At 48.2% G+C, this 26,139-nt stretch carries 28 protein-coding genes; 15 read left to right on the top strand and 13 right to left on the bottom strand.

Going from position 1 to position 26,139, the window contains the following annotated elements; translation table 11 throughout:
• Nucleotides 1–5: 5 nt before the first annotated feature.
• The 5 genes from B9Y77_RS00175 to B9Y77_RS00155 all read right to left on the bottom strand — a co-directional run bounded on the left by B9Y77_RS00175 (nt 6) and on the right by B9Y77_RS00155 (nt 3,636).
• On the bottom strand, nt 6–953 hold the full coding sequence (locus B9Y77_RS00175; RefSeq protein WP_176221691.1) for an Rpn family recombination-promoting nuclease/putative transposase: 948 nt from the start codon (nt 951–953) through the stop codon (nt 6–8).
• 585 nt (nt 954–1,538) lie between these two features.
• On the bottom strand, nt 1,539–2,186 hold the full coding sequence (locus B9Y77_RS00170) for a hypothetical protein (RefSeq protein ID WP_085490019.1): 648 nt from the start codon (nt 2,184–2,186) through the stop codon (nt 1,539–1,541).
• A gap of 261 nt (nt 2,187–2,447) precedes the next feature.
• The gene (locus B9Y77_RS00165; protein WP_015732295.1) at nt 2,448–2,642 is read right to left on the bottom strand and encodes a hypothetical protein; all 195 of its coding nucleotides are present in this window, start codon (nt 2,640–2,642) and stop codon (nt 2,448–2,450) included.
• Nucleotides 2,643–2,743: 101 nt separating this feature from the next.
• On the bottom strand, nt 2,744–2,956 hold the full coding sequence (locus tag B9Y77_RS00160) for a hypothetical protein (RefSeq protein ID WP_015732294.1): 213 nt from the start codon (nt 2,954–2,956) through the stop codon (nt 2,744–2,746).
• 68 nt (nt 2,957–3,024) lie between these two features.
• Entirely contained in the window at nt 3,025–3,636 is a 612-nt protein-coding gene (locus B9Y77_RS00155; protein WP_014547035.1) for a hypothetical protein, read from the bottom strand.
• 728 nt (nt 3,637–4,364) lie between these two features.
• On the opposite strand from B9Y77_RS00155, the gene ffh reads away from it, so the two are divergent.
• Nucleotides 4,365–5,729 (top strand): signal recognition particle protein, encoded by a 1,365-nt coding sequence (ffh, locus tag B9Y77_RS00150; protein ID WP_014547033.1) that lies wholly within the window; start codon nt 4,365–4,367, stop codon nt 5,727–5,729.
• A gap of 14 nt (nt 5,730–5,743) precedes the next feature.
• Here the strand turns inward: ffh and B9Y77_RS00145 are convergent, their stop codons facing one another.
• Nucleotides 5,744–7,531, bottom strand: a complete 1,788-nt coding sequence (locus B9Y77_RS00145) for a GGDEF domain-containing protein (RefSeq protein ID WP_254899861.1) — start codon at nt 7,529–7,531, stop codon at nt 5,744–5,746.
• Between the two features lie 323 nt (nt 7,532–7,854).
• Between B9Y77_RS00145 and rpsP the strand changes: the two genes are divergently transcribed.
• From rpsP to B9Y77_RS00095, 10 genes are all read left to right on the top strand, one after another.
• The gene (gene rpsP, locus B9Y77_RS16280; RefSeq protein ID WP_073424630.1) at nt 7,855–8,268 is read left to right on the top strand and encodes a 30S ribosomal protein S16; all 414 of its coding nucleotides are present in this window, start codon (nt 7,855–7,857) and stop codon (nt 8,266–8,268) included.
• Between the two features lie 181 nt (nt 8,269–8,449).
• Nucleotides 8,450–9,004 (top strand): ribosome maturation factor RimM, encoded by a 555-nt coding sequence (gene rimM, locus B9Y77_RS00135; protein ID WP_085490018.1) that lies wholly within the window; start codon nt 8,450–8,452, stop codon nt 9,002–9,004.
• Complete coding sequence (gene trmD, locus B9Y77_RS00130) at nt 9,001–9,705, top strand: tRNA (guanosine(37)-N1)-methyltransferase TrmD (protein ID WP_014547027.1); 705 nt, start codon at nt 9,001–9,003, stop codon at nt 9,703–9,705. Before rimM ends, trmD begins: the two co-directional genes overlap by 4 nt.
• A gap of 16 nt (nt 9,706–9,721) precedes the next feature.
• Nucleotides 9,722–10,069, top strand: coding sequence for a 50S ribosomal protein L19 (gene rplS / locus B9Y77_RS00125; protein WP_073424632.1), 348 nt, complete (start codon nt 9,722–9,724; stop codon nt 10,067–10,069).
• Between the two features lie 31 nt (nt 10,070–10,100).
• Nucleotides 10,101–11,009: a Crp/Fnr family transcriptional regulator gene (locus B9Y77_RS00120; protein ID WP_085490017.1), complete on the top strand. Its 909-nt coding sequence runs from the start codon at nt 10,101–10,103 to the stop codon at nt 11,007–11,009.
• Complete coding sequence (locus tag B9Y77_RS00115; RefSeq protein ID WP_085490016.1) at nt 11,006–11,905, top strand: Crp/Fnr family transcriptional regulator; 900 nt, start codon at nt 11,006–11,008, stop codon at nt 11,903–11,905. The genes B9Y77_RS00120 and B9Y77_RS00115 overlap by 4 nt, the downstream gene beginning before the upstream one ends.
• Nucleotides 11,906–12,109: 204 nt before the next feature.
• On the top strand, nt 12,110–12,475 hold the full coding sequence (yajC, locus tag B9Y77_RS00110; RefSeq protein WP_015732288.1) for a preprotein translocase subunit YajC: 366 nt from the start codon (nt 12,110–12,112) through the stop codon (nt 12,473–12,475).
• Between the two features lie 2 nt (nt 12,476–12,477).
• Nucleotides 12,478–13,017: a peptide deformylase gene (def, locus tag B9Y77_RS00105; protein WP_014547023.1), complete on the top strand. Its 540-nt coding sequence runs from the start codon at nt 12,478–12,480 to the stop codon at nt 13,015–13,017.
• 38 nt (nt 13,018–13,055) lie between these two features.
• Nucleotides 13,056–14,270, top strand: coding sequence for a SpoIID/LytB domain-containing protein (locus tag B9Y77_RS00100; protein WP_254899860.1), 1,215 nt, complete (start codon nt 13,056–13,058; stop codon nt 14,268–14,270).
• Complete coding sequence (locus B9Y77_RS00095) at nt 14,267–15,679, top strand: radical SAM protein (RefSeq protein ID WP_085490014.1); 1,413 nt, start codon at nt 14,267–14,269, stop codon at nt 15,677–15,679. Before B9Y77_RS00100 ends, B9Y77_RS00095 begins: the two co-directional genes overlap by 4 nt.
• A gap of 117 nt (nt 15,680–15,796) precedes the next feature.
• Here B9Y77_RS00095 and B9Y77_RS00090 read toward each other — a convergent pair whose 3' ends face one another.
• Nucleotides 15,797–18,496, bottom strand: a complete 2,700-nt coding sequence (locus B9Y77_RS00090; protein WP_254899859.1) for a fibro-slime domain-containing protein — start codon at nt 18,494–18,496, stop codon at nt 15,797–15,799.
• 201 nt (nt 18,497–18,697) lie between these two features.
• Here B9Y77_RS00090 and B9Y77_RS00085 point away from each other — a divergent pair, with 201 nt between their 5' ends.
• On the top strand, nt 18,698–19,330 hold the full coding sequence (locus B9Y77_RS00085) for a hypothetical protein (RefSeq protein WP_139829226.1): 633 nt from the start codon (nt 18,698–18,700) through the stop codon (nt 19,328–19,330).
• A 98-nt stretch (nt 19,331–19,428) separates the two neighbouring features.
• Here B9Y77_RS00085 and B9Y77_RS00080 read toward each other — a convergent pair whose 3' ends face one another.
• Nucleotides 19,429–19,776, bottom strand: a complete 348-nt coding sequence (locus B9Y77_RS00080; RefSeq protein ID WP_254899858.1) for a hypothetical protein — start codon at nt 19,774–19,776, stop codon at nt 19,429–19,431.
• A gap of 128 nt (nt 19,777–19,904) precedes the next feature.
• Between B9Y77_RS00080 and B9Y77_RS00075 the strand changes: the two genes are divergently transcribed.
• A complete protein-coding gene (locus B9Y77_RS00075; RefSeq protein ID WP_173354134.1) occupies nt 19,905–20,060 on the top strand; it encodes a hypothetical protein in 156 nt (51 codons plus the stop codon).
• Here B9Y77_RS00075 and B9Y77_RS00070 read toward each other — a convergent pair.
• On the bottom strand, nt 20,057–20,533 hold the full coding sequence (locus B9Y77_RS00070) for a hypothetical protein (protein WP_085490011.1): 477 nt from the start codon (nt 20,531–20,533) through the stop codon (nt 20,057–20,059). The genes B9Y77_RS00075 and B9Y77_RS00070 overlap by 4 nt on opposite strands.
• Nucleotides 20,534–20,599: 66 nt before the next feature.
• Nucleotides 20,600–21,856, bottom strand: coding sequence for a phosphoglycerate kinase (gene pgk, locus B9Y77_RS00065; RefSeq protein WP_085490010.1), 1,257 nt, complete (start codon nt 21,854–21,856; stop codon nt 20,600–20,602).
• Nucleotides 21,857–22,374: 518 nt separating this feature from the next.
• Between pgk and B9Y77_RS00060 the strand changes: the two genes are divergently transcribed.
• Together B9Y77_RS00060 and folB are read left to right on the top strand one after the other, a co-directional pair.
• Nucleotides 22,375–23,424 carry a hypothetical protein gene (locus B9Y77_RS00060; RefSeq protein ID WP_085490009.1) on the top strand — a complete coding sequence of 350 codons (1,050 nt, stop codon included), beginning with the start codon at nt 22,375–22,377 and terminating at the stop codon, nt 23,422–23,424.
• Nucleotides 23,418–23,786 (top strand): dihydroneopterin aldolase, encoded by a 369-nt coding sequence (gene folB, locus B9Y77_RS00055; protein ID WP_254899857.1) that lies wholly within the window; start codon nt 23,418–23,420, stop codon nt 23,784–23,786. Before B9Y77_RS00060 ends, folB begins: the two co-directional genes overlap by 7 nt.
• 55 nt (nt 23,787–23,841) lie before the next feature.
• Here folB and B9Y77_RS00050 read toward each other — a convergent pair whose 3' ends face one another.
• The 3 genes from B9Y77_RS00050 to B9Y77_RS00040 all read right to left on the bottom strand — a co-directional run bounded on the left by B9Y77_RS00050 (nt 23,842) and on the right by B9Y77_RS00040 (nt 26,099).
• On the bottom strand, nt 23,842–24,132 hold the full coding sequence (locus B9Y77_RS00050; protein WP_073424715.1) for a GIY-YIG nuclease family protein: 291 nt from the start codon (nt 24,130–24,132) through the stop codon (nt 23,842–23,844).
• Nucleotides 24,133–24,224: 92 nt separating this feature from the next.
• Nucleotides 24,225–25,754, bottom strand: coding sequence for a YifB family Mg chelatase-like AAA ATPase (locus B9Y77_RS00045; RefSeq protein WP_073424645.1), 1,530 nt, complete (start codon nt 25,752–25,754; stop codon nt 24,225–24,227).
• A gap of 12 nt (nt 25,755–25,766) precedes the next feature.
• Nucleotides 25,767–26,099, bottom strand: a complete 333-nt coding sequence (locus B9Y77_RS00040) for a SpoVG family protein (RefSeq protein WP_139829225.1) — start codon at nt 26,097–26,099, stop codon at nt 25,767–25,769.
• Nucleotides 26,100–26,139 lie beyond the last annotated feature (40 nt).

Here is a 26,139-nt window from a genome sequence, read left to right as displayed (position 1 = left end):
TTCAGCTATAAACTGAGAATTTCCTCTTCAGAAAAACCTGTCGATTTAGCGATTATAGAAACATCGACATTCTGTTCCTTGAGACTTTTCGCCATTTGACGCTTTTCCTGATTCGCTTTCGTCCGCTCGGCAGAAGCCCCTTCAGCACGGCCCACTTCCTTGCCTTCGGCAAAAGCGTTTTCGCGTTCAGCCATCACATCCGTCATTTTCTTTACCTCGCAGTTGAAAAGCTCTTCTGCAAAATTAATCAATTTCACCGATTCAAGCAACCGCCTAAACGTTTCATTCTGCATAATTTTTTCAGGAGCAGGTTCTTCCTTGATAACAACCCTGATAGCACGTAGCCACTGAGCGGCATCAGATTCGTCATCCTTGGTAAATCCCAACTTTTCGAGCTTAAAAAACTTTTCGATCTCCACGAAAACCTTCTGAATCTTTGGGAAGAACTTCTTGCCATGACACATTTCATCGACATGATGGATGTATTCATGTTCTTCTTCCGGAAAAAGTTCAAAATCCAAAAGCCCAAGAAAATAGATATGCGGCAATTCAAATTTTTCGCTTTTATGGACCTGATTTTCAATAACACGTGATACATAGTATTCCACGCGATCCTTGAAAAACTTGTCCTTCTGCTGTTGAATTTCAACAAGAACTTTTTCGCCAGCATTGGTCGTGCCAATGATATCGACAATACAGTTTTTCTTATTGAAAATACCCGGAAATTCCTGCATTTCCAGCGAGATTTCTCCGATGGCATCGCCACCATGCAAGTCAAGCATCGCATTCAACAGCGAAATAAGAAGCGAATGCGACTTTTCCTCCGTGAATACAATCTTGAAAACGCCATCACTTAAAAGATAAGCGTACTTGTACATTTTTTGATACTTGGCAAGATTCTTCGGATCCTTTTCCATATCCTTGAGCATTTTATAGTGCTGAGAACAATCCATATTTTGATTCATCCCGCCAAACGGGATGTCCTTTTTTGAATGGTTAAACAGTTGTGATCTGCAAACGAGAACCAGAACAACGACAGTAGAACACAGCGATCGCCACAACGCAATCGTTCGCAAACCTTAAACAACAAGGCTTTACGTCTACCATATTTTTCTTATGACAGACGGTGCTCTACGTTGATCGCCAGGGGGCCAGTTTCCCCATAGGGTGTATGCTGCCTCGAATATTTTCGCCTGCCAAGCGAAACAAAGGGAGGTCGGCGTCAAGCAGATAGTGAAACAACCTGCCCGGATCGAATACGCTGTCAGCAGGACGAAGTGCTATCTATACCATGAATATACCATTTCAAAACTATGCGTGCAAGGGGCCGCACTTTCCATAGAAAAAGCAGGTCGTTCACGCGGCCTGCTATATTCATAATTTTCTTTTGGGCGTTCCCCGCATACATGCGGGTCGGGCTATATTTTAGGGTTTGTCACCTTCGCTTCGCTCGTTGCCAATCTCCTAAAACGAAGCCTTGCTTCCGTAAACATCAAAGAGAACAGCACGCAAGTCTTCGCCCCAAGGGGTCACAATCCCTAACGCTTTTTCGCCTTACCTTTTCCATTCGTTTTTCGTCCCGATTCATACACGCTCCCCGGTCGCTCCCACTGATCCCACCCATAGCCGGGCTTCAACTGAATCCAGTCGTATGTATCGCGATACCGAATTTGGTTTTCATAGCGTTTGTCGAATCGGTCCAAGGTTTCCCGCGTATTCGATAGAGTCTGCTTGATCGGTTTGCCGTCCTCATAATAGATAGTCTGGTTTTCCATGGGTTTGAACCAGTATTCACCTATCACGTCGAATCCACCATTCACCGCAGCCAAGATATCTGGACAATTATCACGATACACATCATTGGTCAGGTAGTTTCCTCCCATATCAGGGAATGACCAATCGTATGCACAGTATAGCCCAATAATTTTTCCGTTTTCTTCCATAGCTTGAGCTTTGGCAAGATGCAATATGAGTATATCATCACAGTTGCCATATCTGTTAGGCGGAAAATTAATTTGCCCAACATAATGGCACACCAGCCTATCGCCAAGGTCAATAAGTTCGCCCGGATGATTCCAAGCCGTAGATTGCATAGAATTTGTGCGGGCAAAGCGCCATACGCCCGAAGGCTTGGCAGCAAAAGTCAAGACAGAAAGTGTGAGTAATAACAGAAGTATTCTTTTCATGTAGTCCTCATTGACGAATAATGCCGTTTTGCATCGATATTGAACAAGTATTGCTACTGGCCGTATTCGATCTCTTTTGTGGTATGTGGCAAAATTATCTTTTCAAGTTCTTCTAGAGTCATGGATAGTCTCCATCCATATATCGCATTTGGCTACGGAATTGCCAAAAGAAAATCAACTTAAAAGCGACATATGAACACCCATTTTATATTCATATGCCGCTAATCGCAGATGTATAAAATACCATTATTTTTTCTTAAGTCATCCAATCGTTTTTATGTGTTGTCCCTTCTCATTGAAAACTAAAGTTTGACCACCAGGAATATTGACAGATACAGTCGCTGACGTATAACCAGCAAGTTTGTAACCTGAATATTTATGAATGTGCGCGACCCAATTTCCAGTTTCGTCCCAAATTGTGATATCTGCATCATCTTCAGTAACAGTGGCTATCATAATTTACCTCTTATTTCATCCCGCATTCTATTACACACCATGTCGTGCGGGTTCCGGCACAGTGCGTTTTGCGTTTGCAAATGGTTTTATCAAATTCCTTATTAATCAAAATTAAGGGTAATTTCGTTTTCGGGAGAATTTTTCAACGAATCCATTTCTGATTCAAAAGCCTTTAATTCTTTTTTCCATGCACTAAGAGTATACTCGTTCACAGCATGAGTTCTTTCAGCTTCTTCAATTTTTCCTTGATATGCGATAATGTTAATTTTTAACTCTTCTAGCCTATTTTCTTTAGCCTCGTTATTGTAATCCATAGATTCTAAGTTCCTTGTAAAAAGAGAAGTTTTAATAACTGAACGAAATACATTTAGTGTTGCACAAGTTACGAATCCTCGTTTGTTTTTTTCTTCGGCCAAAAGTTCCATAGCAGGAAGAATATCGCAATCACCACTTCAAATGCAATGAATATAACTGATTTCGTTTCGGGAGCCGCATCACTTAAAAGGAAAGCGAACGAAGCCATTAGAATCGCGAGTATCAGCAAACTTGTGACAATCCTTATCAAGACTGTCCCGAATTTCACAAAGAAAAAAAACATCACGGCGGTCATCACGACATGAAGGATGAGAAGATTTTCTTTAAATGAATCCTTGTAAGATGGACAGACCTGATCAATAAAAGCTAACAGTAGTATCATCGGCAAAAAAGCAAGTATTGCAGAAATGGCTATTCGGACAATCGCTTGCTTAAATTTGCGTGTGGAATATTTCGATGCATGACAAGGAAATACCACAAGCCACGTGATAAAGGCTCCGATTGTCTTGAAGTGAAGCTTGTCATCGATAAGGCCCTGGGCCCTAGCCTGCGTTTCCTTGTCCAACAAACCCTTTACAAGACGTAAGTGAATGTTGAAAATTTTGCTATCACACCAACCGAAAAAACGTCCGATTTTTTTGACTAAATTGCGACGTTTGGCAAGTTCTTCGTTTTCCATTAGCTGAACCCCTTCCTTTAAACATTCGGGTTTCGCCCCTGTTCAACAAAGAACTTCGTCTATTTATGCAAGAATACAAAAAAGGCGCAGATCGTTGCATTTATCTAGCCGGGGCTCTGCAAAGCCTAAGAACGATAAACGCAAACGACCCACGCCCCCAAAGGGCTGTTGCCCTTGGCCATACGACCAAAGACCGACTCATAAGTCGGCATAGCAAACTGAAACATACCGCTAAAGCGGCATGCCTGCGTGAGCGTTCGCCTTGTCCTCGTTCTTTTGAAATTTGCAGATTTCGACTAGAGAACAAGAGCAAAAACTCTATTTCGTTAAAAAGATAACTTAAAAAAGAGCGAAACGCACAAAAAGTTTACAAAAGAGTGATTTTTTCTTCTAAAGTGGGATTTTTCAAAAGAATTTTAGGGTGGGTGGGCGGGGTAAGCCAGGCGTTGCGGGCTGGCGTCTGAAGCCCGCTCGAGAAGGTAGCGGAAGCCAAGGCTGAAGCGAGGGAGAGACTTCTCCCTCCCCATATAAAATTTACTGGATCCTTCACGCTTCGCGTTCAGGATGACGTCATTACAAGCATTTTCACCAACATTCCTAAATTTTATAGATTCTTCGACTTCGCCTTACTGGCTCCGCTCAGAATGACACCATTACAAGCTTTTTCACACACTTTTCTAAGTTCTAAGCTCTAAGTTCTAAGTTCTAATTACTATCTTTGACCCACTATGTTTTCACAGCTGACTGATTCTCTAGAAAATACTCTCAAGAACCTGCGTGGGCAGGGCAAACTTACCGAAGAAAATGTGGCGGAATCGCTGCGTGAGGTGCGTCGCGCGTTCCTCGCTGCCGACGTGAACTTCAACGTGACCCGCGACTTTGTGAAGTCTGTCAAGGAAAAGTCCATGGGCGCCGAAGTGCTCAATTCCGTGACCCCGGGTCAGCAGATTGTGAAGATTATCCACGACGAGCTTGTGGCCGTCATGGGTGGCGAAACTAAGGAAATCAACCTTTCCGCACCATCTCCGGTGGGCATCATGATGGTTGGTCTGCAGGGTTCGGGTAAGACGACTTTCGCAGGCAAGATTGCTCTCTGGATGCGCAGCAAGAAGAAGAGGAAGCCGCTCCTCGTTGCCGCTGACGTTTACCGTCCGGCCGCAATCAAGCAGTTGCAGGTGCTCGGCAAGTCCATCGGCGTTCCGGTTTACGACGAAGGCCAGGGCAATCCGGTCGAAATCATCAAGCACGGCTACCAGTATGCTAAGGACAACGGTTTTGACCTCGTGATTTACGATACCGCAGGCCGTTTGCAGATTGACGAAGAGTTGATGCAGGAACTCGAAAAGGCACGCGACGCGGTTCATCCGGACGAAATTTTGTTCGTCGCTGACGCCATGATCGGTCAGGAAGCAGTGAATGTCGCCGAGACTTTCTGGAACCGTCTGAACTTCACGGGCGTCTGCCTCTCGAAGATGGATGGCGACACCCGCGGCGGTGCAGCGCTCAGCATCAAGAAGATGACGGGCGTGCCTATATGCTTTATCGGTGTTGGCGAAAAGCTGAACGAAATCGACCTTTTCCACCCGGACCGCATGGCAAGCCGAATCCTCGGCATGGGCGACGTGGTATCCCTCGTGGAAAAAGCACAGCAGGTCATCGATGAAAAGGACGCGAAGGACCTCAAGAAAAAGATTCTCAACAACACGTTCGACTTGAACGACTTCTTGAAGCAGCTCCGCACGATCAAGAAGCTCGGCCGCATCAAGGACATTTTGAGCCTCATCCCGGGACTCAACAAGCTCCCGCTCGACCAGATTGACGAAAAGCAGTTGGTCTATGTGGAAGCAGTGCTCAGTTCCATGACGCCGAAGGAACGCAAGAAGCCGCAGATTATTGACGGTAGCCGCAAGGCCCGTATCGCAAAGGGTTCTGGCACGGATGCCGCCCGCGTGAACGCAGTCCTCAAGCAGTACGAAAGCATGAAGGAAATGTTCAAGAAGGTCGGCGATTTCGCCAAGCGCCAGAACAACGGCGGTACAATCGGTTCGAACTACACCCCGCCCAAAGACAAGAACAAGAAAAAGAAGAGATAATCGAACGCTCGGCGCTAGATATTCATTCTCGCGCCGATGGTTCTGATAATCGTGTTGATGATTTCGTCGCGCCCGCCCTTGAGGGACATCTTGTTCCTGTACATCATGGCGTCGGCGCGTTCAAAGACTGCGGCTGTATTTTTGTCGTGAGCCTTGTCGTACACGGAAATGCCGCAAGCCACAATAACCTTGTCTTCTTCGGCATTGCGCTTTACGGTTTCATAAAATTGCTGTGAAAGCTCTTCGCGGTTAGTGAAATCAGACCCACGCAAAACTACAACAAATTCATCACCGCCCACGCGGAATACGGGGCTATGCTTAAAGGTTTCGCAAATAAGCTTAGCAGCATCCCTAATGTATATATCACCCGTCTTGTGTCCCTGCGTGTCGTTTACAGTCTTGAGACCGTTCACGTCACAGAGAGCAATCGCAAATTCAATATCCTTACCGCACTTGATTTGCTGATCCAATTTCTTTTCAAATTCACCGTAAGCGTTCTTGTTCCTGATGCCGGTCAAATCATCGTGGCGAGCCTTTTCATAATTGGCACTCGCCTCTTCCCTGATTTTCTGTTCACGGCGCACCTGCGCATCCACGTTGGTCACGCTGATAACGACATGATTCTTGTCGGCATAGACAGCCACCAAATTCACGTACATCGGACCATTGGGGCTATTCAGTCGGTACGTCATCGAGAACACACCATGTTCATCGAGTTCACGCAAGAAAGCTTCTCGCTCTAAAGCGGCAGTAATCAAAGGAATATCTTCACTATAGATGACCTGCATGGCATCCTTCTTCAGCTGATTGAAGAAGTCATCGCCTTCAACCGTAATGCTCAACTCGCAGAACAAGCGTTCACTCTTGTACTGTGCAAAATGGTCTGTCACCAAATCCACCATGTACAAGGCATCATAGCGCTCAGCAAGCGCCATCACAATTTGCCCGTAGAGTTCGCTCTTGGTCGCCTGTTTCTTGAGTTCCTGCTCGCGACGCACCATCGCATCGACATTGGTAACGCTGATAATAATATGCTGTTTGTCGGCATATACCGCCATGAGCTTTACATACACAGGTCCTTTCGGCGTATTCAGGCGATACGTCAGCGTAAAGACGCCATACTCGTCCAATTCTTTCAACAAATTATCTCTCGTGAGAGATTCCGTGAGCAACGCAAAATCATCCTTATAGATAACTTGTTTTGCATCCTTCTTCAACTGGATGAAGAAATCATCGCCTTCAAGCGCAATGCTCAATTCCTCGAACACGCGTTCGCTCCTGTACTGCACAAAGTGTTCCGTAGTGAGGTCCACCATGTACAAAGCATCGAAGCGCTCGGCAAGCGCCATCACAATCTGACCATAAGTCTTGCTCTTAGACGCCTTCTGCTCTAGTTCCAATCGTTCACGTTCTTGCTTGTCAATGTTGTTCACACCGATAATCAAATATTCCCGCCCCTGCGAACGGCCAAGGACAGCCTTCATCTGGAACCAGACGGGTTCCCCTTCCACCAGCAGACGGTACTTGAAATTAAAAACGTTATCGTCTTGAATCGCTTTCAAGAGCGTTTCGCGGTTGATATGCTCCGAGAACGACTGTTTGTCTTCGGGATAGACGACGGCTTCCATATTGACCTTCGTATCCGCCCAAAAATCTCGCGTATCGGTTAGTTCTAGCTTGGTATGCTTGCCTCGAAATGCAAACAAAGCATACTGATTAGTCTCGTTATCGACAAAGAATACGCACTCGTAATCAAGTGAAAGTGCAGATGCAACATCTTCAAAAGTCAATTGCATATCCATAGAATGGCCCCTCAAATCACTATACATACTTAATATAACTCTTTATTTGGGGAGAAAATCGAAAAACAACTGGAATTCAGCCACAGATTGTAAGAAGTTTGAAGTATATCACACATAGGTAATCCGCCGGCTCAAATTTGGCGTTTTTGAATGAATTTCGGCATTTTTATAGATTTTTGCACCGCCCAACAAATTAATTTATAAGAAAAGGACGGATTTTTTTTCATTGCCGTCCTTTACACACAAAAGCAAGTTTGCTATATTTGGCATCAAAAGAACTAAAACCCCGAAATTTCGGGAAAAACCCCATAAAGAGGTATAAAATGGCAACTGTTATTCGTCTCGCCCGCTTCGGCAAGCGTCACAACCCGATCTACCGCATCGTCGTCATCGACAACCGCAAGGCTCGCGACGATAGCTTTATCGAACAGGTCGGTTTCTTCAACCCGAACCTCAAGCAGCCGGAAATCCGCTTCGAACAGGAAAAGGTCCTCAAGTGGCTCTCCGTCGGTGCACAGCCGTCTGACACTGTCAAGTCTCTCCTCAAGAAGACAGGCATTTCTGACTTGTTCCACGACCTCAAGGCCAACCGCTCTATCGAAGGCAAGGCTCCGGTCGCTCGCGAAATCAAGTCCAAGCAGCGCAAGTTGAGCCCGAAGGCTCAGGCTCGCCTCGAAGCTGAAAAGGCTGCCAAGGCAGCTGCTGAAGCTCCGGCCGCTGAAGAAGCACAGGCTTAATTACGCCTTTAATAAAGAGTCTCGTGCCGCATGCACGGGACTTTTTTTTCTTGCTAGTCAGCAGTCAACAGTCATTAGCTTTTAGTTATAAAACGCACCGCAGGTGTCAAACTTCAACTAATGACCAATGACTAACAACTAATAACCAAGCACAAACAATACCTCTCGTCTTTCTTCTAAAATGGACTCTCAAGAATTCATCACCGTCTGCCAGCTCATGCGTGCGCATGGCGTCAAAGGCTACATCAAAGCGATGCCCCTGACCCACGACCTGACTCGCTGCAAGAGCCTTAAAGACGTGCGCGTTCAAAAGAGGAATGGCGAAGTTTTGGAACTCACCCTCGAAGATGCCAAGCAGGCAAACAACCTCTGGCTTTTGAAATTCAAGGGTTTCGACACTCCAGAAGCACTCTCCCCGCTCGTCAATGGCGACGTCATGATTCCCGAATCCGAACGTCTCCCGCTCCCCGAAGGCGAATACTATCTTGACGACCTGGAAGGTTTCCGCGTCCACACCGAAGACGGTCGCGACGTCGGCGAAGTCATCGAAGTGCAAGAACTGATGACGGTCGATGCGTTCCTCATCAAGTTCGACCTTGCCGCACAATCCGAATTCAGCAGCAAGTCCATCCTCGCCCCTTGGATTGACGATTGCGTCAAGGAAATCAACGACGAAGAAAAGTTCATTGTTTGTGATAGCGACTATTTAAAATCCGTTTGCCCGGAGGAACGATGAAGATCGACTGCATCACCATCTTCCCCGAAATGTTCGCGCCGATGAAAAGTTCAATCATGGGCCGCGCACAGGCAAAAGGCTTGTTTGAGTTCAATACAGTCTATCTGCGAGACTTCGCCATCAACGCCTACGGGCAGGTGGACGATGTTCCGTACGGTGGCGAACCGGGCATGGTACTCCGTCCCGAACCGCTTGCGAAGGCCATTCGCAGCACGGGAGTCAAGGAAGATGGCGGAAAAGTCATCTACCTCACGGCAGATGGCGTCCCCTTCACACACAAGATTGCCAAAGAACTCTCTCAAGAAAACCACCTTGTACTTGTCTGCGGACACTACAAGGGAATCGATGACCGCATCCGCCAGACCGAGGTCGACATGGAAATTTCCATCGGGGACTTCGTCGTGAGCGGAGGCGAACTTCCGGCGATGCTCGTCACGGACGCCGTAGTGCGACTGCTGGACGGGGCTCTGGGCCACAAGGAATCCGGTGAAACGGACTCCTTCGCACAAGGCGTTTTGGGCTGGCCTGTCTACACCCGCCCCGAAGAATTCGAAGGAAAAAAGGTGCCTGAGGTGCTACTTTCCGGTCATCACAAGAACATTTCAGAGTGGAGACGTCAAGAATCGTTAAAAAGAACGCAAGAAAGACGCCCCGACATCTTTAAAAATCTTGAAATAAATACTACATTTGGCGACAAATAATAACGAGGTACACATTATGTCCCTGAACATTGAAGCAATCCAAAACGAAAATTTGAAGACCGACCTTCCGGAATTCCGTGCTGGCGATACCGTTACCGTTAACGTCAAGGTTATCGAAGGTACCAAGGAACGTATCCAGCCGTTCAAGGGCGTCGTTATTCAGCAGAAGAACTCTGGCATCGGCAAGTCCATCACGGTCCGCAAGATGTCCGGTGCAGTCGCTGTCGAACGTATCTTCCCGGTCAACTCCCCGCGCATCGACTCCATCGTTGTCGAACGCTCCGGTAAGGTTCACCAGGCTCGCATTTACTACATGCGCGACCTCCGCGGTAAGGCTGCACGTATCGAAGAACGCCAGGCTTAATTAGCCGGACTTCGAAGGCGGTTATTTCCCGATGATTACGGGGAATTCGCAACCAAGACTTATCCCGCCCACGCGACTCCGCGTGAAGGCGGGTTTTGTTGTATCCTCACCAGAGGACGAAGACAAGAAAATCATCCTTTTGAACGAAGGTGAGCTTGTCGCACTCGACCCTAAAGCGAACAACAAGGTCGTTTTCAAGATCCATCCCGGAAATCTCGTAGGCGTAGGCGCCCTGCTTGAACGCGAACCCGTACGCTATATTTTCCAGGCGACCACCGATTCCACCATCACCATTATCAATGACGAGTGCATGGAATCCGAGCTAAAGGCGCTCCCCGTCTGGCTTTTGGCCGCTATCAAGGCGATTTCGGCCAAAACGCGCCGCATCAACGAGTCCATCCGCGCAGCAAAGACGGAAAATCCGCTCGAAAGCCTCGCCTCTTTCTGCAAATTCTACAGCAAAGACGAAATTTTGCAAAAGCAGTTGCTGTTGCAAGAATTCTCGTGGCTTACCAAGACGCCGTTCCCCGCAGCAAACGAAGCTCTAAAGACGCTGATCCGCCGCAAGATGCTTATCCAGCAAGCCAACGGCTCAACGCTTACCGTCCCGGACCCGCGCCTTCTCGAAATTTTTGCGGATTACCTCAAGACGCAAGAACTTGAACTTCCGTGGCTTCCGTTCAAGCTCACACTCCAGCAAAAGAGAAGCCTCGTCTGGCTATCGACACTCGCCCCCGAAACGACCATGGACGGCTCTGCATGGATAAATTTATTCAAGGAACACCACCTTGAAGTCAGCGTTGCAGACTGGCTCCAGATGCAGCAATTTGAATGGTTCAGCGAAAAAGAGAACAATCTTTTTGCGCTTAATACAGATAAAGTAAATTACTATTTATTATCATTGCAGTACGAGCCAAATCTCAAGGGGACGGTCAAATGATTTTGAGAGAAGGCGAAAAACTCTGCCAGCAAGGCGACCTCACCCATTCCTTTTACATCGTCAAAAGCGGTACGCTTACCGCGACTTCTAAAGACGAGCAAAACGGCACGCAAGTTCTGAATTTGGGTCCCGGATCCACGTTTGGTGAACTCAGTCTCATCGCAGGCGAACCCATGGATTACACGGTCTGCGCCGAAGAAGACTGCGAACTCGAAGTCATTCCGCAAAGCGCCTTGCACGACACGATGAAGGAACAGCCCATCTGGCTCAAGTCCATCCTCGCATTCCTCACGCAACGCAACCACATTGCGCAAGAGAACAAGCGTAAGAGCGACTTGATTACAACGTTCCCGTCGCTGTTGTTTGTACTTTCGAGGGTGCCCGCAAAAAATATTAGTTTAGATGCACTACAACACGAGATTGCTCATTTTTCAAAGCTTTCTGCGTTCGGTACATACAAACTATTAATCATTTTACAGGACTTCAAGCTAGTCCGTCTGCAATCGGAATCCGTATCGGTAGAGAACAAGCCGCTGATCAAGATTCTCTACGAAACGCTCCGCCATCGCGCCATTTACAAGAGCACATCGCCGAACATTCTTTCGCTTACCGACCAGGCAATCCTCACCGCATTCGTGAAAGCTGCCTGCGACAAAGGCGAGCTCCAGTCCGACGGTCTCGTTGCCGTAAATACCAGCGATTTGATTGCGCAGACCAAGCGCACTATGCACGGGATGAGCCTCACCCCGCGCAACCTCGAAACGCTTTTGCAAAAGCAGCTCCTCAAAGAGCTACCCAAAGAAAAATATTGCGCCAACTTCGACAGGCTCCTAAACCTGCTCGAACTCAACCGCATTTATCCATTGCTCGATAAGAAATTAATTACTGGTCAGTAGTCATCGGTCATTAGTCAATAGACTGTATGTCATTCCCGTCCCGGAACAAGTCCGGGATGACAGTCGAGAATCGCCTTCTTGTAAAACGAAAAAAAAATTCAAGTATCGATTATTGCCAGCAATTCTAAGCTCTAAGTTCTAAGTTCTAAAATCCAAATTACTATCTTTGTTACGTAACACATTCACCCTTTTACAAGGTTTATTATGAAACTCTCTGCACTTCTCGTGACTCTTTCCTCCATCGCCGCTTTCGCTCAGGACGCAGCAGCTCAGCCGGAACAGCCGGGCGCTCTCGCTAGCTTCCTCCCGCTCATCCTCCTCTTTGTGGTGATGTGGCTCTTCTTCATCCGCCCGAAGCAGAAGGAAATGAAGCAGATGGACGAAATGCGCAAGCAGCTCAAGAAGGGCGACAAGGTCATGACCGCCGCAGGCATCATCGGCACCATCGCTAGCATGGAAGAAAACATCATCACGCTCCGCACTGGCACCTCCACCATCGAATTCGAAAAGGCAGCCATCCTCCGCGTCATCAACAACGACACTTCCGCTAAGGTCGAAGAAAAGAAGTAATCATGGCCATTCTCCCCATCAGAATTTACGGTGACCCGGTGCTTCGCAAAAAGTGCGAACCCATCACCGAAATCACGCCGGAACTCCGCCAGCTCGCAAAAGATATGCTCGAAACCATGTACGATGCTCCGGGCTGCGGCCTTGCCGCTCCGCAGATTGGCAAGAACATCCGTCTCGTGGTCATCGACACCGCCATTCCAGACGAAGAGGAACCGCGTCCGTACATCATGTTCAACCCTGAATGGGAAGCTGAACCGGATGCCAAGAACGTCGATTATGACGAAGGCTGCCTCTCCCTCCCGGAAATTTTCTGCAACGTTGTCCGTCCGGACCGCGTGACAGTTCGTTTCTTTGACATCAATGGCGAAGCCCAGGAAATTCATAACTGCGAAGGTCTGTTCGCCCGCTGTATCCAGCACGAATGCGACCACCTCAACGGCGACCTCTTTGTCGATAAGATCTCGACGTCGGACCGCACGATGAATCAGTCCAAGCTCCGCAAGATGGCAAAAGAAACCCAGGCGAAGCTCAAAAAGAAATAAGGTCCATGGGCCTGCTCCGGATATTTTCAGCAGTTGCTTTGACGACACTCTCTTTGGCGACCCCATCTCTTGCGGCCGGCAATTCTGAGTATAGCCCAATCGAAGCAAATAGCGTATCCGAGCAGACCATCGTTCCTCAAAAAATCGCCAAAGAACTCAACCGCCCTATCCAGGTGGGTGTCTTTGTCGGTGTGCCAAATATCTTCGTCCGTCAAAAGAACGAAGAACTGCACATCACGGCCTCTAAAGGCAAACTCAAAATCAAGACAAAATCAAAGCGCCAGCAGACCGCTGACCGACGCGTTTTCAAGGCCACAGGATCTTCCGCAAGCGATTGCATCGCCATTGCAACAGACAAGGCAGGCCTCAATAAAGCCTGCTACAACGGTGAATTTATCGTCACCGCCAATGGCAACAAGCTAAACGCCATCAACGTCATCGATATTGAAGATTACTTGCGAGGCGTCGTTCCTTACGAAATCGGCAAACTCGACGAATCCAAGTTCGAAGCGCTCAAGGCCCAAGCCGTTGCCGCACGCACCTACGCGTACAAGCACTACGGCAGCCGAGTCGCACAAGGCTTTGACGTTTACGCCGACACGCGCGACCAAGTCTACAAAGGTCTCCACAGCGCCACGGCACTTACAGACAAAGCCGTCCGCGAAACCGATGGCGTCGTGATGACATACAACGGAGAATTCATCACCGCCTATTACCATTCCACTTGCGGTGGCGAAACCGAAGGCGTTGCCACCTGGGGTCGCCCTGACCACCCCTACCTCAAAAACAAGCCCGACCTCCGCCCCGACGGAACGCCGTGGTGCCGCGAATCCAACTACACCGAATGGACTCGTGAATTTACCGAAGACGAACTTCGCGATTTATTCCAGATAAACGCAAAAGAAGCAAAAGCAAACGTCCCAAGTTTTTCGAGCATCAAGTCGATGCACATTCAAGACACGCTCAAGAGCGGTCGCATTCACACACTCGTCATCGAAACGAACAACGGCTCATTCACAGCAAAAGCAGACAAAATCCGCTGGCTATTCAAGCGCGGAGGCACAATCCTCCCCTCCAGCTTTTTCCGCATCCACAAGAACGGTAATGACTGGATTCTCAAAGGCAAGGGATTCGGGCATGGAGTTGGACTTTGCCAAATGGGCGCTCGCGCACGCGCACAGGCAGGTCAAAGCTACATCCAAATTTTAACGCACTATTACCCCGGCATCACGCTGGAAAAATTCAAGAGATGATAGTCATTTTAAGCCAGGGCTGTGCTGCAAATTTCGGTGACGGTGAAAAGATTGCACGCATTCTCTCCCAAAAATCCGAAGTCACGTTCGAGTTTCCGGAAGCGAAGCCGGCGCATTCCACAAAAGCCGAGAATTCCACAAGCGCCGCGAATCCCGCGGACTTCAGCACTGAAAAACCCGAAGCATTCTACCTGAACGTTTGTACGGTTAAAGGCAATGCAGGCGCCATGAAACTTCTGCGCAAAGCAGCGAGCACATTTCCGGGCGTTCCCATATACATCACGGGTTGCGCCCCCAAGGACTTCCGCGAAGAAGCTCTCCGCGCCGTTCCGAACGTGCAATTTACAAGCCTGAAAGAACTTGAAGATTCGGCTGCATTACCACCCCAACCCGCGCAATCCCCCTCAAGCCTGATAAACGCGCGCACTCCCGACAGCAATAAAGTCTCTCGCAACGTCCTTCGCGAATCCCCGTTCGTCGGCATAGTAAACATCGAAGAAGGCTGTCTCGACGCGTGCGCCTTTTGCAGCACGCATCTCGTCAAAGGACGTCTCCACAGCTTTGCACCCCAAACCATCGTGGATCAAGTCCAAGCGCTCGTCGATGACGGTTGCCTAGAAATCCAGCTCACCGGCCAAGATTGCGCCTGCTACGGTTTTGACATCGGCACGAATCTCGCCGAACTCACGCAGAGAATCCTCACGCACGTGAACGGCAATTACCGCATCCGCCTCGGCATGGGCAATCCGCGCCATGTCCTCAGCTATCAGGAGGCGCTACTAGATTGCTTTACGGATGATCGCATTTACAAGTTCATCCACATTCCCGTCCAGAGCGGCAGCGAAAACGTGCTCAAGGCGATGAACCGACGTCACACCGCACGCGACTACGCGACCCTCGCCCACGCCTTTACCGAGCGATTCAGCAAGTTCACGCTCAGCACCGACCTTATCGTCGGCTATCCCGGCGAAACCACCGCAGATTTCAACGACACGTTAAAGCTTTTGAAAGAAACTCGCCCGACCGTCTGCAACATCACGCGTTTTGTCGCGCGCCCAGGCACTGTCGCCGCGCATCTTGAGTCAACAATAAACAGCGCGCATCTCGAAGCTAGCAATTCAGAACGTCTCGCCCCCGCCCCCCTTGCAGTCCCCGACACCGTCAAGCACGAGCGTTCCGCGATTCTCGCCGAAGCGTTCCAGCAAATCGCCATCGAGAACAACAGCGAATGGATTGGCGACGAGTGCACCGTCGTTACCGAAAAGCAAGGCTACCGTTCCGGGACTACTATTGCCCGCAACGAGGCGTACCGCCCCGTCGCATTACAAGGCTCATTCCCTGCCGGGCAAACGCTCCGCGTCCGCATCACCGATGCCGAACCCTTCGCATTAATTGCGAAGCCTCTCTAGCCATTCCTGCGCAATTCTCGCGCGTTTTTCTAACAACCAAAGACTATTGACCATTGACTATACAAAAAACTCCCCGTGGCATTCACCACAGGGAGTCTTGAAAATCTCTAAGACATCTTATTTCTTCTTAGCGGTTCTACGGTAACCACGTCTCGTCGTTTCAGTAGTACGCTGGAACGGCATCGTCATCACCGTTGCGTTATTACCGTTACTCAGATAGCAGTATTCGTAGGCTTCCTTAACAACGGTCATCTGGTAAATGTACGGACCCGTTGCAAGCAAGCGCCCCTTATCCGTCACCGGATACATCTTGATCGTAGCAGTCATGGCACCCGATGCACCATAGAGCTTTGTATTGGAGCAACCAGGAACTTCCATGCCATTCGGAGCAGACGGATTACCTGTACCCAGAGCCTTTTCATATTCTTCCTTAGTCACGCGCTTGTTGTACTGGTTCACAAAGTGACCCAAGTGGTCAAACACGCGAATATTTACCTGGAACGGCTGAGTTGTCGAGAAATGCCATTCAGAACAAGATTCATTACTCTTCTTGCCCGGAATCTTAGAAGAACCATCATTATAGCAGAGAGTCGAATTCGTAGCCTGACCAGCGCCATAAACAACGCCATTAGCAACAACTGTATTGCCCTTGCCACCAGAAGCCATAGTTTCATCGGCATGATCCTTAGCCCACTTCAGCGGGTCGGTACCACTGACAGCCGGAATCGGAGTCAAAACGAGGTCTGCAGTCATGTCTGTCGGAATCGTACCATCATTGCTTTCTGCAAGATCCGAAAGCTTCTGAGCTTCTTCCGTAAAGTCCGGACGGTCATATGCCGGATCATCAGGAATCACAGGCGTCGTAGCCACAGCGGTATAAGAAATCTTACCCCACTTTTCACGTTCATCAAAGCCTTCCACGTGCTTGCCAGAACTAGAAGCCACATAGAAATTCACCTTCTGAGACCAGAACATCAACTGAGACCATTCGATATCCGTATAGTTACCACCGTTGCCATCGTCATTAAGTCCCTGACTAAACGGTACGTTGAAAGCAATGCGGTCATCGCCCAAAAGTCCGCCATCGACAATATTGCCAGCAGCATCCTTCACAACACCTTCAAACTGGTACATCTGACCATCAGCACCCTTGTCAATCGGTCCCGTCATCGAAGTTACATAGAAACCATAGACAACAGTCTGCTTCACACCATTTGCATCAGTCACTTCACGCAAAACCACCATCGCCGGGATGCCCATATTACCCGAGTTCTGGATAGCGGCAAGGCTGGAGTCAGCAAGCGGGACGTTCATATACATGCTGTTATGAGACACACCGTTTTCGTCCACCTTCACAACGACATCGCTCACAGAAGGCTGACCATAGCGAGACGGAGCGAGTTCAGCAAGAGACGTACGGATGTAAATGTTAGAACCATCGGACTGGCGGTCAGCATAGAAGAAGTGCAAATGATGCCAAGTATCATCAGCCCAGCCAGACACGTCACTAGAATTCAAGCAGTTGGTATAAGTGGCAAGCGGTTCACCAGCATGGCAACCATGGTTGTTCATAGCCAAAGTCTGGATATTGACCTTACCCGGAGCAGCCAAGTGCGTACCACCTAAGTCCACAACAAGCACACCGTCCACAAAGATCCACATGTCATCGTCACCGGCGAATTCAAACACTTCCGGAGTCGGGAGCTGGTTAGAAGACTTATACTTGAAACTTGCATAACCCATCATAGTGAAAGCGTAGTTACGGAGATGCTGCATACCGAGGCTACCATTCATAGCAGCGGCATTCCATGCAGCACTATAACCATTTCCAGTCGGGTTCACAGCACGCGGACCACCCTGATTCAACCAGTCCGTGCAGAGCTTAGCCGTATTCTGTCCCAAGAAGTCTGCCTGATCTTTAGCATACTGATAATTGTACGGCGGGCAGAAAATGGAGAGCGTCTGTGGACCAAACTGATCGCACACACCATTCGGCTGAATAGAGGCATTACAGGACTTCGGACCAACCCATTCTCTCGTAAGCGGGTTAATACTGTCGAGCGGAGAATAACCACCATTATTGTAGTTATAGTCATAAATGTAATACTTGGATTGCGTATCCTTCGGGATATCCATCGTCGTATTGACACGTTTATTCTGACCAGGAACATCAAGGAACCACTGGTCAAAAAGGGAGTTATCACAAAGGTCATTCTGCTTAAGGATGACAACATCGTTAAGCATATCGATTTTGCCTTCTTCCTTAGGAACAAACATCAAATACGGCTTTACCATCCCCGGCGTGTAAATAACCGGGTTATTCCAGTTCATACCGCCACCTGGGCACTTGTAGCCACTGACATTTTCTTCAGCATTCTTGTAACCACGAAGTGTAATATTGCCGTTTTTCTGGGAGCATTCACCGTATTCCAACACGGTTCTAGTAGTAGAAGTCCCTTGCAAATAACCCGGCAAGAGCAAGTTCGCCTGAATCGGAAGACCATCGGTACCAATCTGGGCACCCACGATCCCCTCCCGGAATGTATTCATGTTACCACAAGTAGTGTGATAAGGAGCATTGGCATACCATGCATTGTCGTAGCCAAACATATTCATGGCTGCGCCGGTAGCGGTCCTGTAATTATAGATTTCGTTAATATGATTAACTGATTCTTCCGAGAAATTTTCAAAGTCAGGGTGATTCGGCTGAAAATCGCGAATCACAATATCCAACGTACGGACATCCTGGGTCTGGGCAAAAGCAACAACGGAACAACCAAACAGAGCACCGAGGGTTATCCATCTATAAAATTTCATAATATTCCAATCTCCACCTAAAGATAGGTTACAACAATTCCACCTAAATATAAACCAAATAAAATGAAAAGAGGTCTTGCAATATTGCAAAATATATGTAAAAACATAAAATCTTGAGAAATTTCAACAATTACCGTATTATATCGAAAAAAACACAGCGTTCACAAGCTCTTTTTGAACAGATTATCTATTTTTTCGCGCGTGAATTGGTCCATTATTTTTTTTATCGCCATGATGCTTTTGCTCTTGCGCATTTTGCGCTTGAGAATCCGCGCCAATACAAGCCATTCTGAGTCATTCAAGCGACTCCCAGCCAAAGATCAGCTAGCGGTGCTCAAGGAATGCCTCCTGAATAATCCTTCGGAAACAAACCTCAAAAATCTTGCCGATTTTGCCGAACGCGCATCGATAGAAATCGACATCGAAAGCTACCGTCCGTTCCTCAAGTCGCAGTTAGCCATTTTCGGTCGTAAAGACGCCATCGCCGAAGACAACGAGCTTTATATTGCAGAATCTGCCTGGATGGACAAAATCAGACCTCTCGAATTTCAAGAAGCCGATACATTCAAAAGCGAAAACAATACGCAAAAATATATCGAAAGCAGCCTAGAAGGCATTGCCCGCCTGTATTCTGACAATACCATACTAGACGAACTCGCAAAACTCGCCCCGAATTATCCGCATGCAAGCGAACTCGCCGAAAGCTACAAGCAGCTCATGCAAAAGCGAGACGAAAGCGGTGCCGACGACAAGTCCCTCGAAGCCCTCCGCAAGCTCAAAGACGCTTGGGAAGAAGACCTCTTGAACGTGAGATTAGTAGACAGTAGGAAGTAGACAGTAGGAAGTGGACTACAATCCTTAACGTCATGCAGAGGGCAAACGCCCACAATGTACAACTCGTCATGCTGAGGGCAAACGCCCGAAGCATCCAGTTACTTTTCTAAAAAATCCAACGCCTCGCCCGCCAGTTCCACGCAAAGATTGCACGGAATAATCTTGTTCGGGCGAATTTCCTTACACTTAGTAAAGCCCTGAGCGCCGCGCTTAAAGACATCTTCAATCGATTCGGCATGGTCGGGTTGCATCATTTTTGCAGCATAGAGCGCCCCGCACAAACCGTCCGGAGCCTTTCCGCCACCAAATGCACGGAACATTTCGGCAGCCTTCACCGCCTCTTCTTCGGACTTGCCCGTTGCTCGCGCATAGCCATAAGCAACAGCCATGGCACAGTTACCGCGCTTATCCGCATGGAATTTCTTCGAAAATTCAGCAATCGACATAAAAGCTCCTTTTACATTGTCATGCCGGCCTCCGTGTTCTTTGACCACTTGCGCTTTAGCGCTTATGTGGTCATGATCCGCGAATGGGGACGGCATCACCATTTCTTATAAATATATATATTCTAGACATGCCTAACGAAAACAACGACATTCAAAATCTTGACCTCGACCAGCTCATCGGCAACATGAGCTCCATCAACAGCGAAGACTACTGGTTCACCAAAGTCAGTAAAATCGAGGAACACGACGAAACCGCCGAGCCCAAGCAAGGCGAACAAGGCTAGAACGAAAACGCCAAAACAGCGCCGTAGCGCCCATCCAGAGAATTCAGCAGAGGAGTAATCCCAACCTGCATGGAATTGCTTGAATTTTTAGAATTTTCCCACTTTTGGTAGTATTTTTCATACTTACTGCGACGGACTAAAGTCGCGATTTCAAAGGTTATATATCCAATCCCAGCCGTTCCCATAATAGCTAAGGGAGCGATAATACCAACCATTTCCATGGTAGACATTTTTCCACCGCGAGATCCCGCACCCAAAGCCACAGGTAAAGAGATACAACCAGACGCGATCATGCCCCCAATATAAGTCCAAAACATCACATCTTTCACAAAAACATCGGTGTGATATTTTTCCAAGTTGTACTCGTACATTTTCTGATAATACGCCGCTGAATCAACTGGCGTAACAGTAGCCGGTTCATCAGCCAAGCATGGCATCATCAACAACGCGACACACAACAAAATAATTTTCATGCGAATTAATATAAAAAACTCCGCACAAAAATGCGGAGCTTTTAAAATCCAAAATTTTATTTTGAATTACTTGTCAGTAAGCACTGCAACACCCGGGAGGACTTTACCTTCCAAGAGTTCCAAAGATGCGCCACCACCCGTAGAGGTGTGGGTCACCTTCTTGTCAGCGCCGTACTTCTTGGCAGCCGTAGCGGTATCGCCACCACCGATCACGGTGATTGCACCAGCAGCGGTAGCTTCGACGATAGCGTCAGCCATAGCCTTGGTAGCCTTTTCGAAGGCTTCGAATTCGAACACGCCTGCAGGACCGTTCCAAACGATGGTCTTTGCAGACTTGATAGCGTCAACGAAGAGCTTGGTGGATTCAGCGCCCACATCGAGGCCCATCCAGCCAGCCGGAATGCCTTCTGCGTCAGAGACAGCCTTGGTAGCAGCGTCGGCAGCGAACTTGTCAGCAGCGATGTAGTCAACCGGGAGGATGATTTCCTTGCCAGCAGCCTTAGCCTTAGCCATCAGATCCGGAACGAGCTTGGCACCTTCTTCGTCAAACAAAGAAGAACCGATTTCGATGTTGTTGAGAACCTTCTTGAAAGTGAAAGCCATGCCACCGCCGATGATGATCTTGTCGGCCTTGTCGAGGAGGTTGTTGATGAGCTGGATCTTGTCAGCGACCTTTGCACCGCCGAGGATGGCGAGGAACGGACGCGGAGGATTGTTGAGGACCTGGTCGAAAGCCTTGAGTTCCTTGTTCATGAGGAAACCAGCGGCACGCTGCGGGAGTTCAACACCAGTCATGGAAGAGTGGTCGCGGTGAGCGGTACCGAAAGCGTCGTTCACATAAACGTCAGCGAGCTTGGTGAGGCTTGCGCGGAATGCCTTGACGGCTTCCTTGTCGGCCTTTTCCTTAGTTTCGGTGCCATCGGCGTTCTTGATCTTGCGCTTGCCTTCTTCTTCGATGTGGAAGCGGAGGTTTTCGAGGAGGATGATTTCACCCGGCTTGATAGCAGCGCAGGCAGCTTCAACTTCCGGACCCACGCAGTCGGAGAGGAACTTCACCGGCTTCTTGATGAGTTCTTCGAGCTTCTTAGCAACCGGAGCGAGCGTGTACTTCATGTTCTTTTCGCCATTCGGACGGCCGAGGTGGGAAGCGAGCACGACTGCTGCACCATGATCGAGAGCGTACTGGATGGTCGGGAGAGCGGCTTCGATACGCTTGGTGTTGGTGATTTCGCCAGTCACCTTGTCCTGCGGAACGTTGAAGTCAACACGGATGAACACGCGCTTGCCGGCGAGTTCGAGATCTTCGATAGAAAGCTTTGCCATTATAGCACCTTCTTTTTAGGGTTAAAAATTTACGGGGGAAAATATAGTAACTTTTGCGTAGGGCGAACAAAGCGAAGCTGCTTGCAGATTCATTTTTGAGCCCAGCAAAAGACGCTCAAAGAGCGTCAAAGGCGAGAGCAGCGGCAAAAGTGTACAAGGCGAGAGTAGCAAAATCGTACTTGCGCGAATTTATTACCAAGCCGTACTAGATGCGTTCCAAAGGAGCGCCATATAGTAAAGTAGTCACTAGTTACTAGACATTAGTTGTTAGAAAAGTCTTCTTGGAGTGTCACAACGACACTAAAGACCACAACCGTCCAATCTCTTCGATTGAATTTCTTGTAACCAGATTTTTACAAACAAAGCGTTAAACCGTACAATTAATTGATAATTTTATCACACCAATAATTTATTCATCGCATTTGTGATTCTCCGCGTGAAAAAAAATTATATAATTCACTATCGGTGTTTTTTTTATATATTTTTCCAAAAAAATTGGATTATTCGGAGTAGATACGATGAAGCGTTCTTTCTTATTGGCCCTATGCCTTTCCGCTGCAGCAGCTTTCGCTGGAGTTTATGATATCGCTGATTTTACGGCAAAAGATGCCGTCATGTCTGACAATCAAGTTTTTGCCTCTAGCGGCGAACTGAGCACCGCTTCTGTTGACGAAGCTGCCGCCGTTCCTTCCGGAAACGTCGTTCTCCGTCAGAAGTTCGCACAGGAATCTGGACTCAATGCTTATCAGCTTTACATTGGTCAAGTCGGCGATCTTTCTTCCATGACCGCTTTGAGCATTCCTTCCACAGTTTCTTACAAGAACGTCATCAAGTCCAAGCTTTACGTTCGCCGCGGCATGAAGCCGGGTGACGACGCCGAAAAGGTCTACTTCGATGGCAAGTACGTTTACATTCCGGGTGCCACATCCGCAATCACATTCGTGAACGGCATCGCAACAGAACTCAAGGGCGAAGCTCCGTCCGCCTCCGCAAGTTCTGCTCCCAAACAGGAATGCGATGAATTCGACGTTTCTTGCGACGAAGACATCATTGCAGCAAAGAACAACAACAGCTACGATGTTTCTGGCGACCTGAGCCGCACAAACTCCCGTGCAGACGCTCGCGATTACTCTGCATCCGCTGCCGCACAGGAGGTTACCGACCGTTTCGGTGTTGCTGACGAAGTCCGCTTCTGGAGTGCAGTTGCACTTTCTGCAGTTGCAGCAACAAGCGCTGTTGTCGGTGTCCTCAAGCAGATGAAGTCTAGCGAAGCTGACAAGGCTTACAAGGATCTCGAAGGTGTCGCTAACATTGTCGGTGAAAAGATCGAAAGAACTTGTAGCTCAATTAGCGGTGTAACCAACCAAGAAAAATGCGTTGACTGGTACAAGAACAAAGCAGACGCATCGGCATTCATTGCTCAGAAATCTGGCTGGACCTATGCAAATCTCCAAACGAGAATGCAGACCAACAAGGACACCAAGGATTCCTACGCCATGGCTCGTAACATCTGGTTTGGCGTATCGGCACTTACCTTGACAACAGCTATCGTATTGTTCGCATGGTAATGGAACAAGGGCGAATCCGACTCAAGGATGTTCAATTTGATTGCATTGTAGGCATACTCCCCTACGAACGCGAAAATGAGCAACCAATCATCTTGAACCTGACCCTTTGGTTGGACTTTGCCAAAGCTGCAGAAACAGAAGATTTAAACGAATCTATTGATTATGCAAAGCTGGCGGAAGAACTTAAAGGGTTCATCCGCCTTTCTTGTTTCAAGCTAGTAGAAACGCTTGTTGTAAAGACTGCAGAATACGTCTTGGAACATTACCCCAAAGCAACCGCCGTTGAAGTCTCCGTTGCAAAGCCTAAGGCCGTCCCCGGCTGTCTAGGCGCCGAAGCAAGCGTGAAGATAATTAGGGATTAAACTCAAGTCATACGTCATCCTCGACCGAAGGGAGGGGATCTAGAAAGCAGTGTTCCTAAGCCATCAATTCAAAAAGATCTTTCCATTCGGAATTAACAGATTCAATTAATCTTATTTTATCGCACCGATGCAATCGCTTTAATTTTTTCTCCCTTTCTATAGCAAAGCGAATTGATGTTAGCTCTTCAAAATAACCTAATTTATCCACATTATATTTTTTCGTGAATCCAGGAATGATTTTAGACTTATGCTCTAAGACCCGCTTTTTCAAATCAGAAGTCACTCCAACATAAAGAGTTCCATTCTTTTTATTGAATAAGATATATGTAAAACCTTTCTTTTGCATATTTATCGACATATAAAATTCTTCTTGGATCCCCTCCCCTCTCGCGCTGCGCGTTCAAGGGTCGAGGATGACAAAAATTTCCAAATTAGCCACTAGCCTCTAAAGGCACGGTAGCGCAAGGCTTCGGAAAGATCCATAATATCAACGGCGGAGGCGCCGCGCAAGTCAGCAATCGTGCGCGCGACTTTTAACAATCTAAAATATCCGCGCGCACTCAATTCCATTTTAGCAGCTGCATTTACCGCAAAACTTTCTATAGCAGGCGTCATCGCCGCAAATTTCCGTGCGTATTCCGATGACATCTCGGCATTGGATTTAAACGTCAAATTACGGAAGCGTTCCCGCTGAATCGCACGTGCCGCACATACGCGCCTACGAATATCAGCAGAAGACTCCCCTCGCCCTTTTATCGCAAACATCGCAGCATCTACAGGCGGCACGCTCACTTGAATATCGATACGGTCCAATAGCGGACCCGAAATTTTTTCGCGATAACGTTTGCGCGCCTCGGGTAAGCAAGTGCATTCACGCTTCGGGTCCATAGAATAGCCACACGGACACGGGTTCATTGCAGCGCCCATCATAAATCGAGCAGGCCACACCACAGTACCGCTTGCTCGGCTAACCGAAATTTCTCCTTCTTCCATCGGTTCGCGTAACGCTTCCAAGACACTCCGGTTGAACTCAGGCAGTTCATCCAGAAACAGTACCCCATTATGCGCCAAGCTCGCCTCGCCCGGCAAAAGCCTAGTGCCGCCGCCCACAAGCGAGACCATCGACGCTGAATGATGCGGTGAACGGAACGGTCTAGCAAGCACAGGTTTAAATTCATCAGAATCACCTGCACTACGAGCACACGAATGAATTCGCGTTGTTTCCAAGATTTCCTGTTCAGTCATCTCGGGCAAAATTCCCGGCAAGCATTTCGCACAAAGCGTCTTGCCCGCACCAGGAGACCCAACAAGTAAAAAGTTATGCGCACCAGCAGCGGCAATTTCAAGCGCACGCTTTACGCCTTCCATCCCCACCACATTCTTAAAATCAGGGACTTTATCATCAACATCTACTCGGTACGAGGCAATCCCTTTTGCAATTTTCACATTCTGACTGGAATTGCGCGCCAAGATTTCAACACATTCACCAAGTGAATCCGCACAAACAAAATGAAGACCTTCCACCAGCGAAGCCTCCTGCACATTCCCGCGCGGAATAACGAGAATACACCCACGTTCTGTAGACAAATTCATTGCAATGGATAACACACCACGGACAGGCTTCAACAAACCATCCAATGAAAGTTCGCCCACAAAGACATAACGTTCCAACTGCGGGACTTCAATCTCCCCCGTTGAAACAAGCAAGCCAATCGCCAGCGGAAGGTCTAACGCACTCCCCTCCTTTCGCAGATCCGCAGGTGACAAGTTTACCGTTGTACGAAAACCGGTCACCACTTTTCCGATGGAACGTATCGCCGAAACAACACGTTCTCGAGATTCCCTTACCGCATTGTCCGGAAGCCCAACAAGAGTAAACCCAGGCAGTCCTTGAGCGGCATCGACTTCTACACTAACAGGAACAGCCTTTATTCCAAACAAGCAATAAGAACGGATTCTGCGAAACAACTTGCACCTACCTTAAGCTACTGCAGCCTGATACTTTTCAAGCACGCAATTTTCAATGTGTTCACGCAGCTGACGCGTAATCGGCAAACACACAGTACGATAATCTTCGCCCTTGTAGAACGTATCAATCGGGTAGCCCACAAACATGCCATTTTCGCCATCCATCACGCGGAGCCCGCGAATCTGGATTTGGTCGTTCAACACGATGGTCGCAAGCCCCTTCATGTGGCCAAGGTTTGCACCTTCCTTGAACGGAAATACTTGAACATTCGTCACGGCAAGGCAATCAAATGCCGGGGACATTGCAGGGAAACCAGAGGTTTTCTTTTCTGTTTTTTCAGCCATATCGGCCTCCTATTTTTTTGAAGATAAACCGCAATTGAAC

Source organism: Fibrobacter sp. UWB13 (assembly GCF_900177805.1).
GTDB lineage: Bacteria > Fibrobacterota > Fibrobacteria > Fibrobacterales > Fibrobacteraceae > Fibrobacter.
This window is presented reverse-complemented; position numbering and strand designations above follow the sequence as displayed.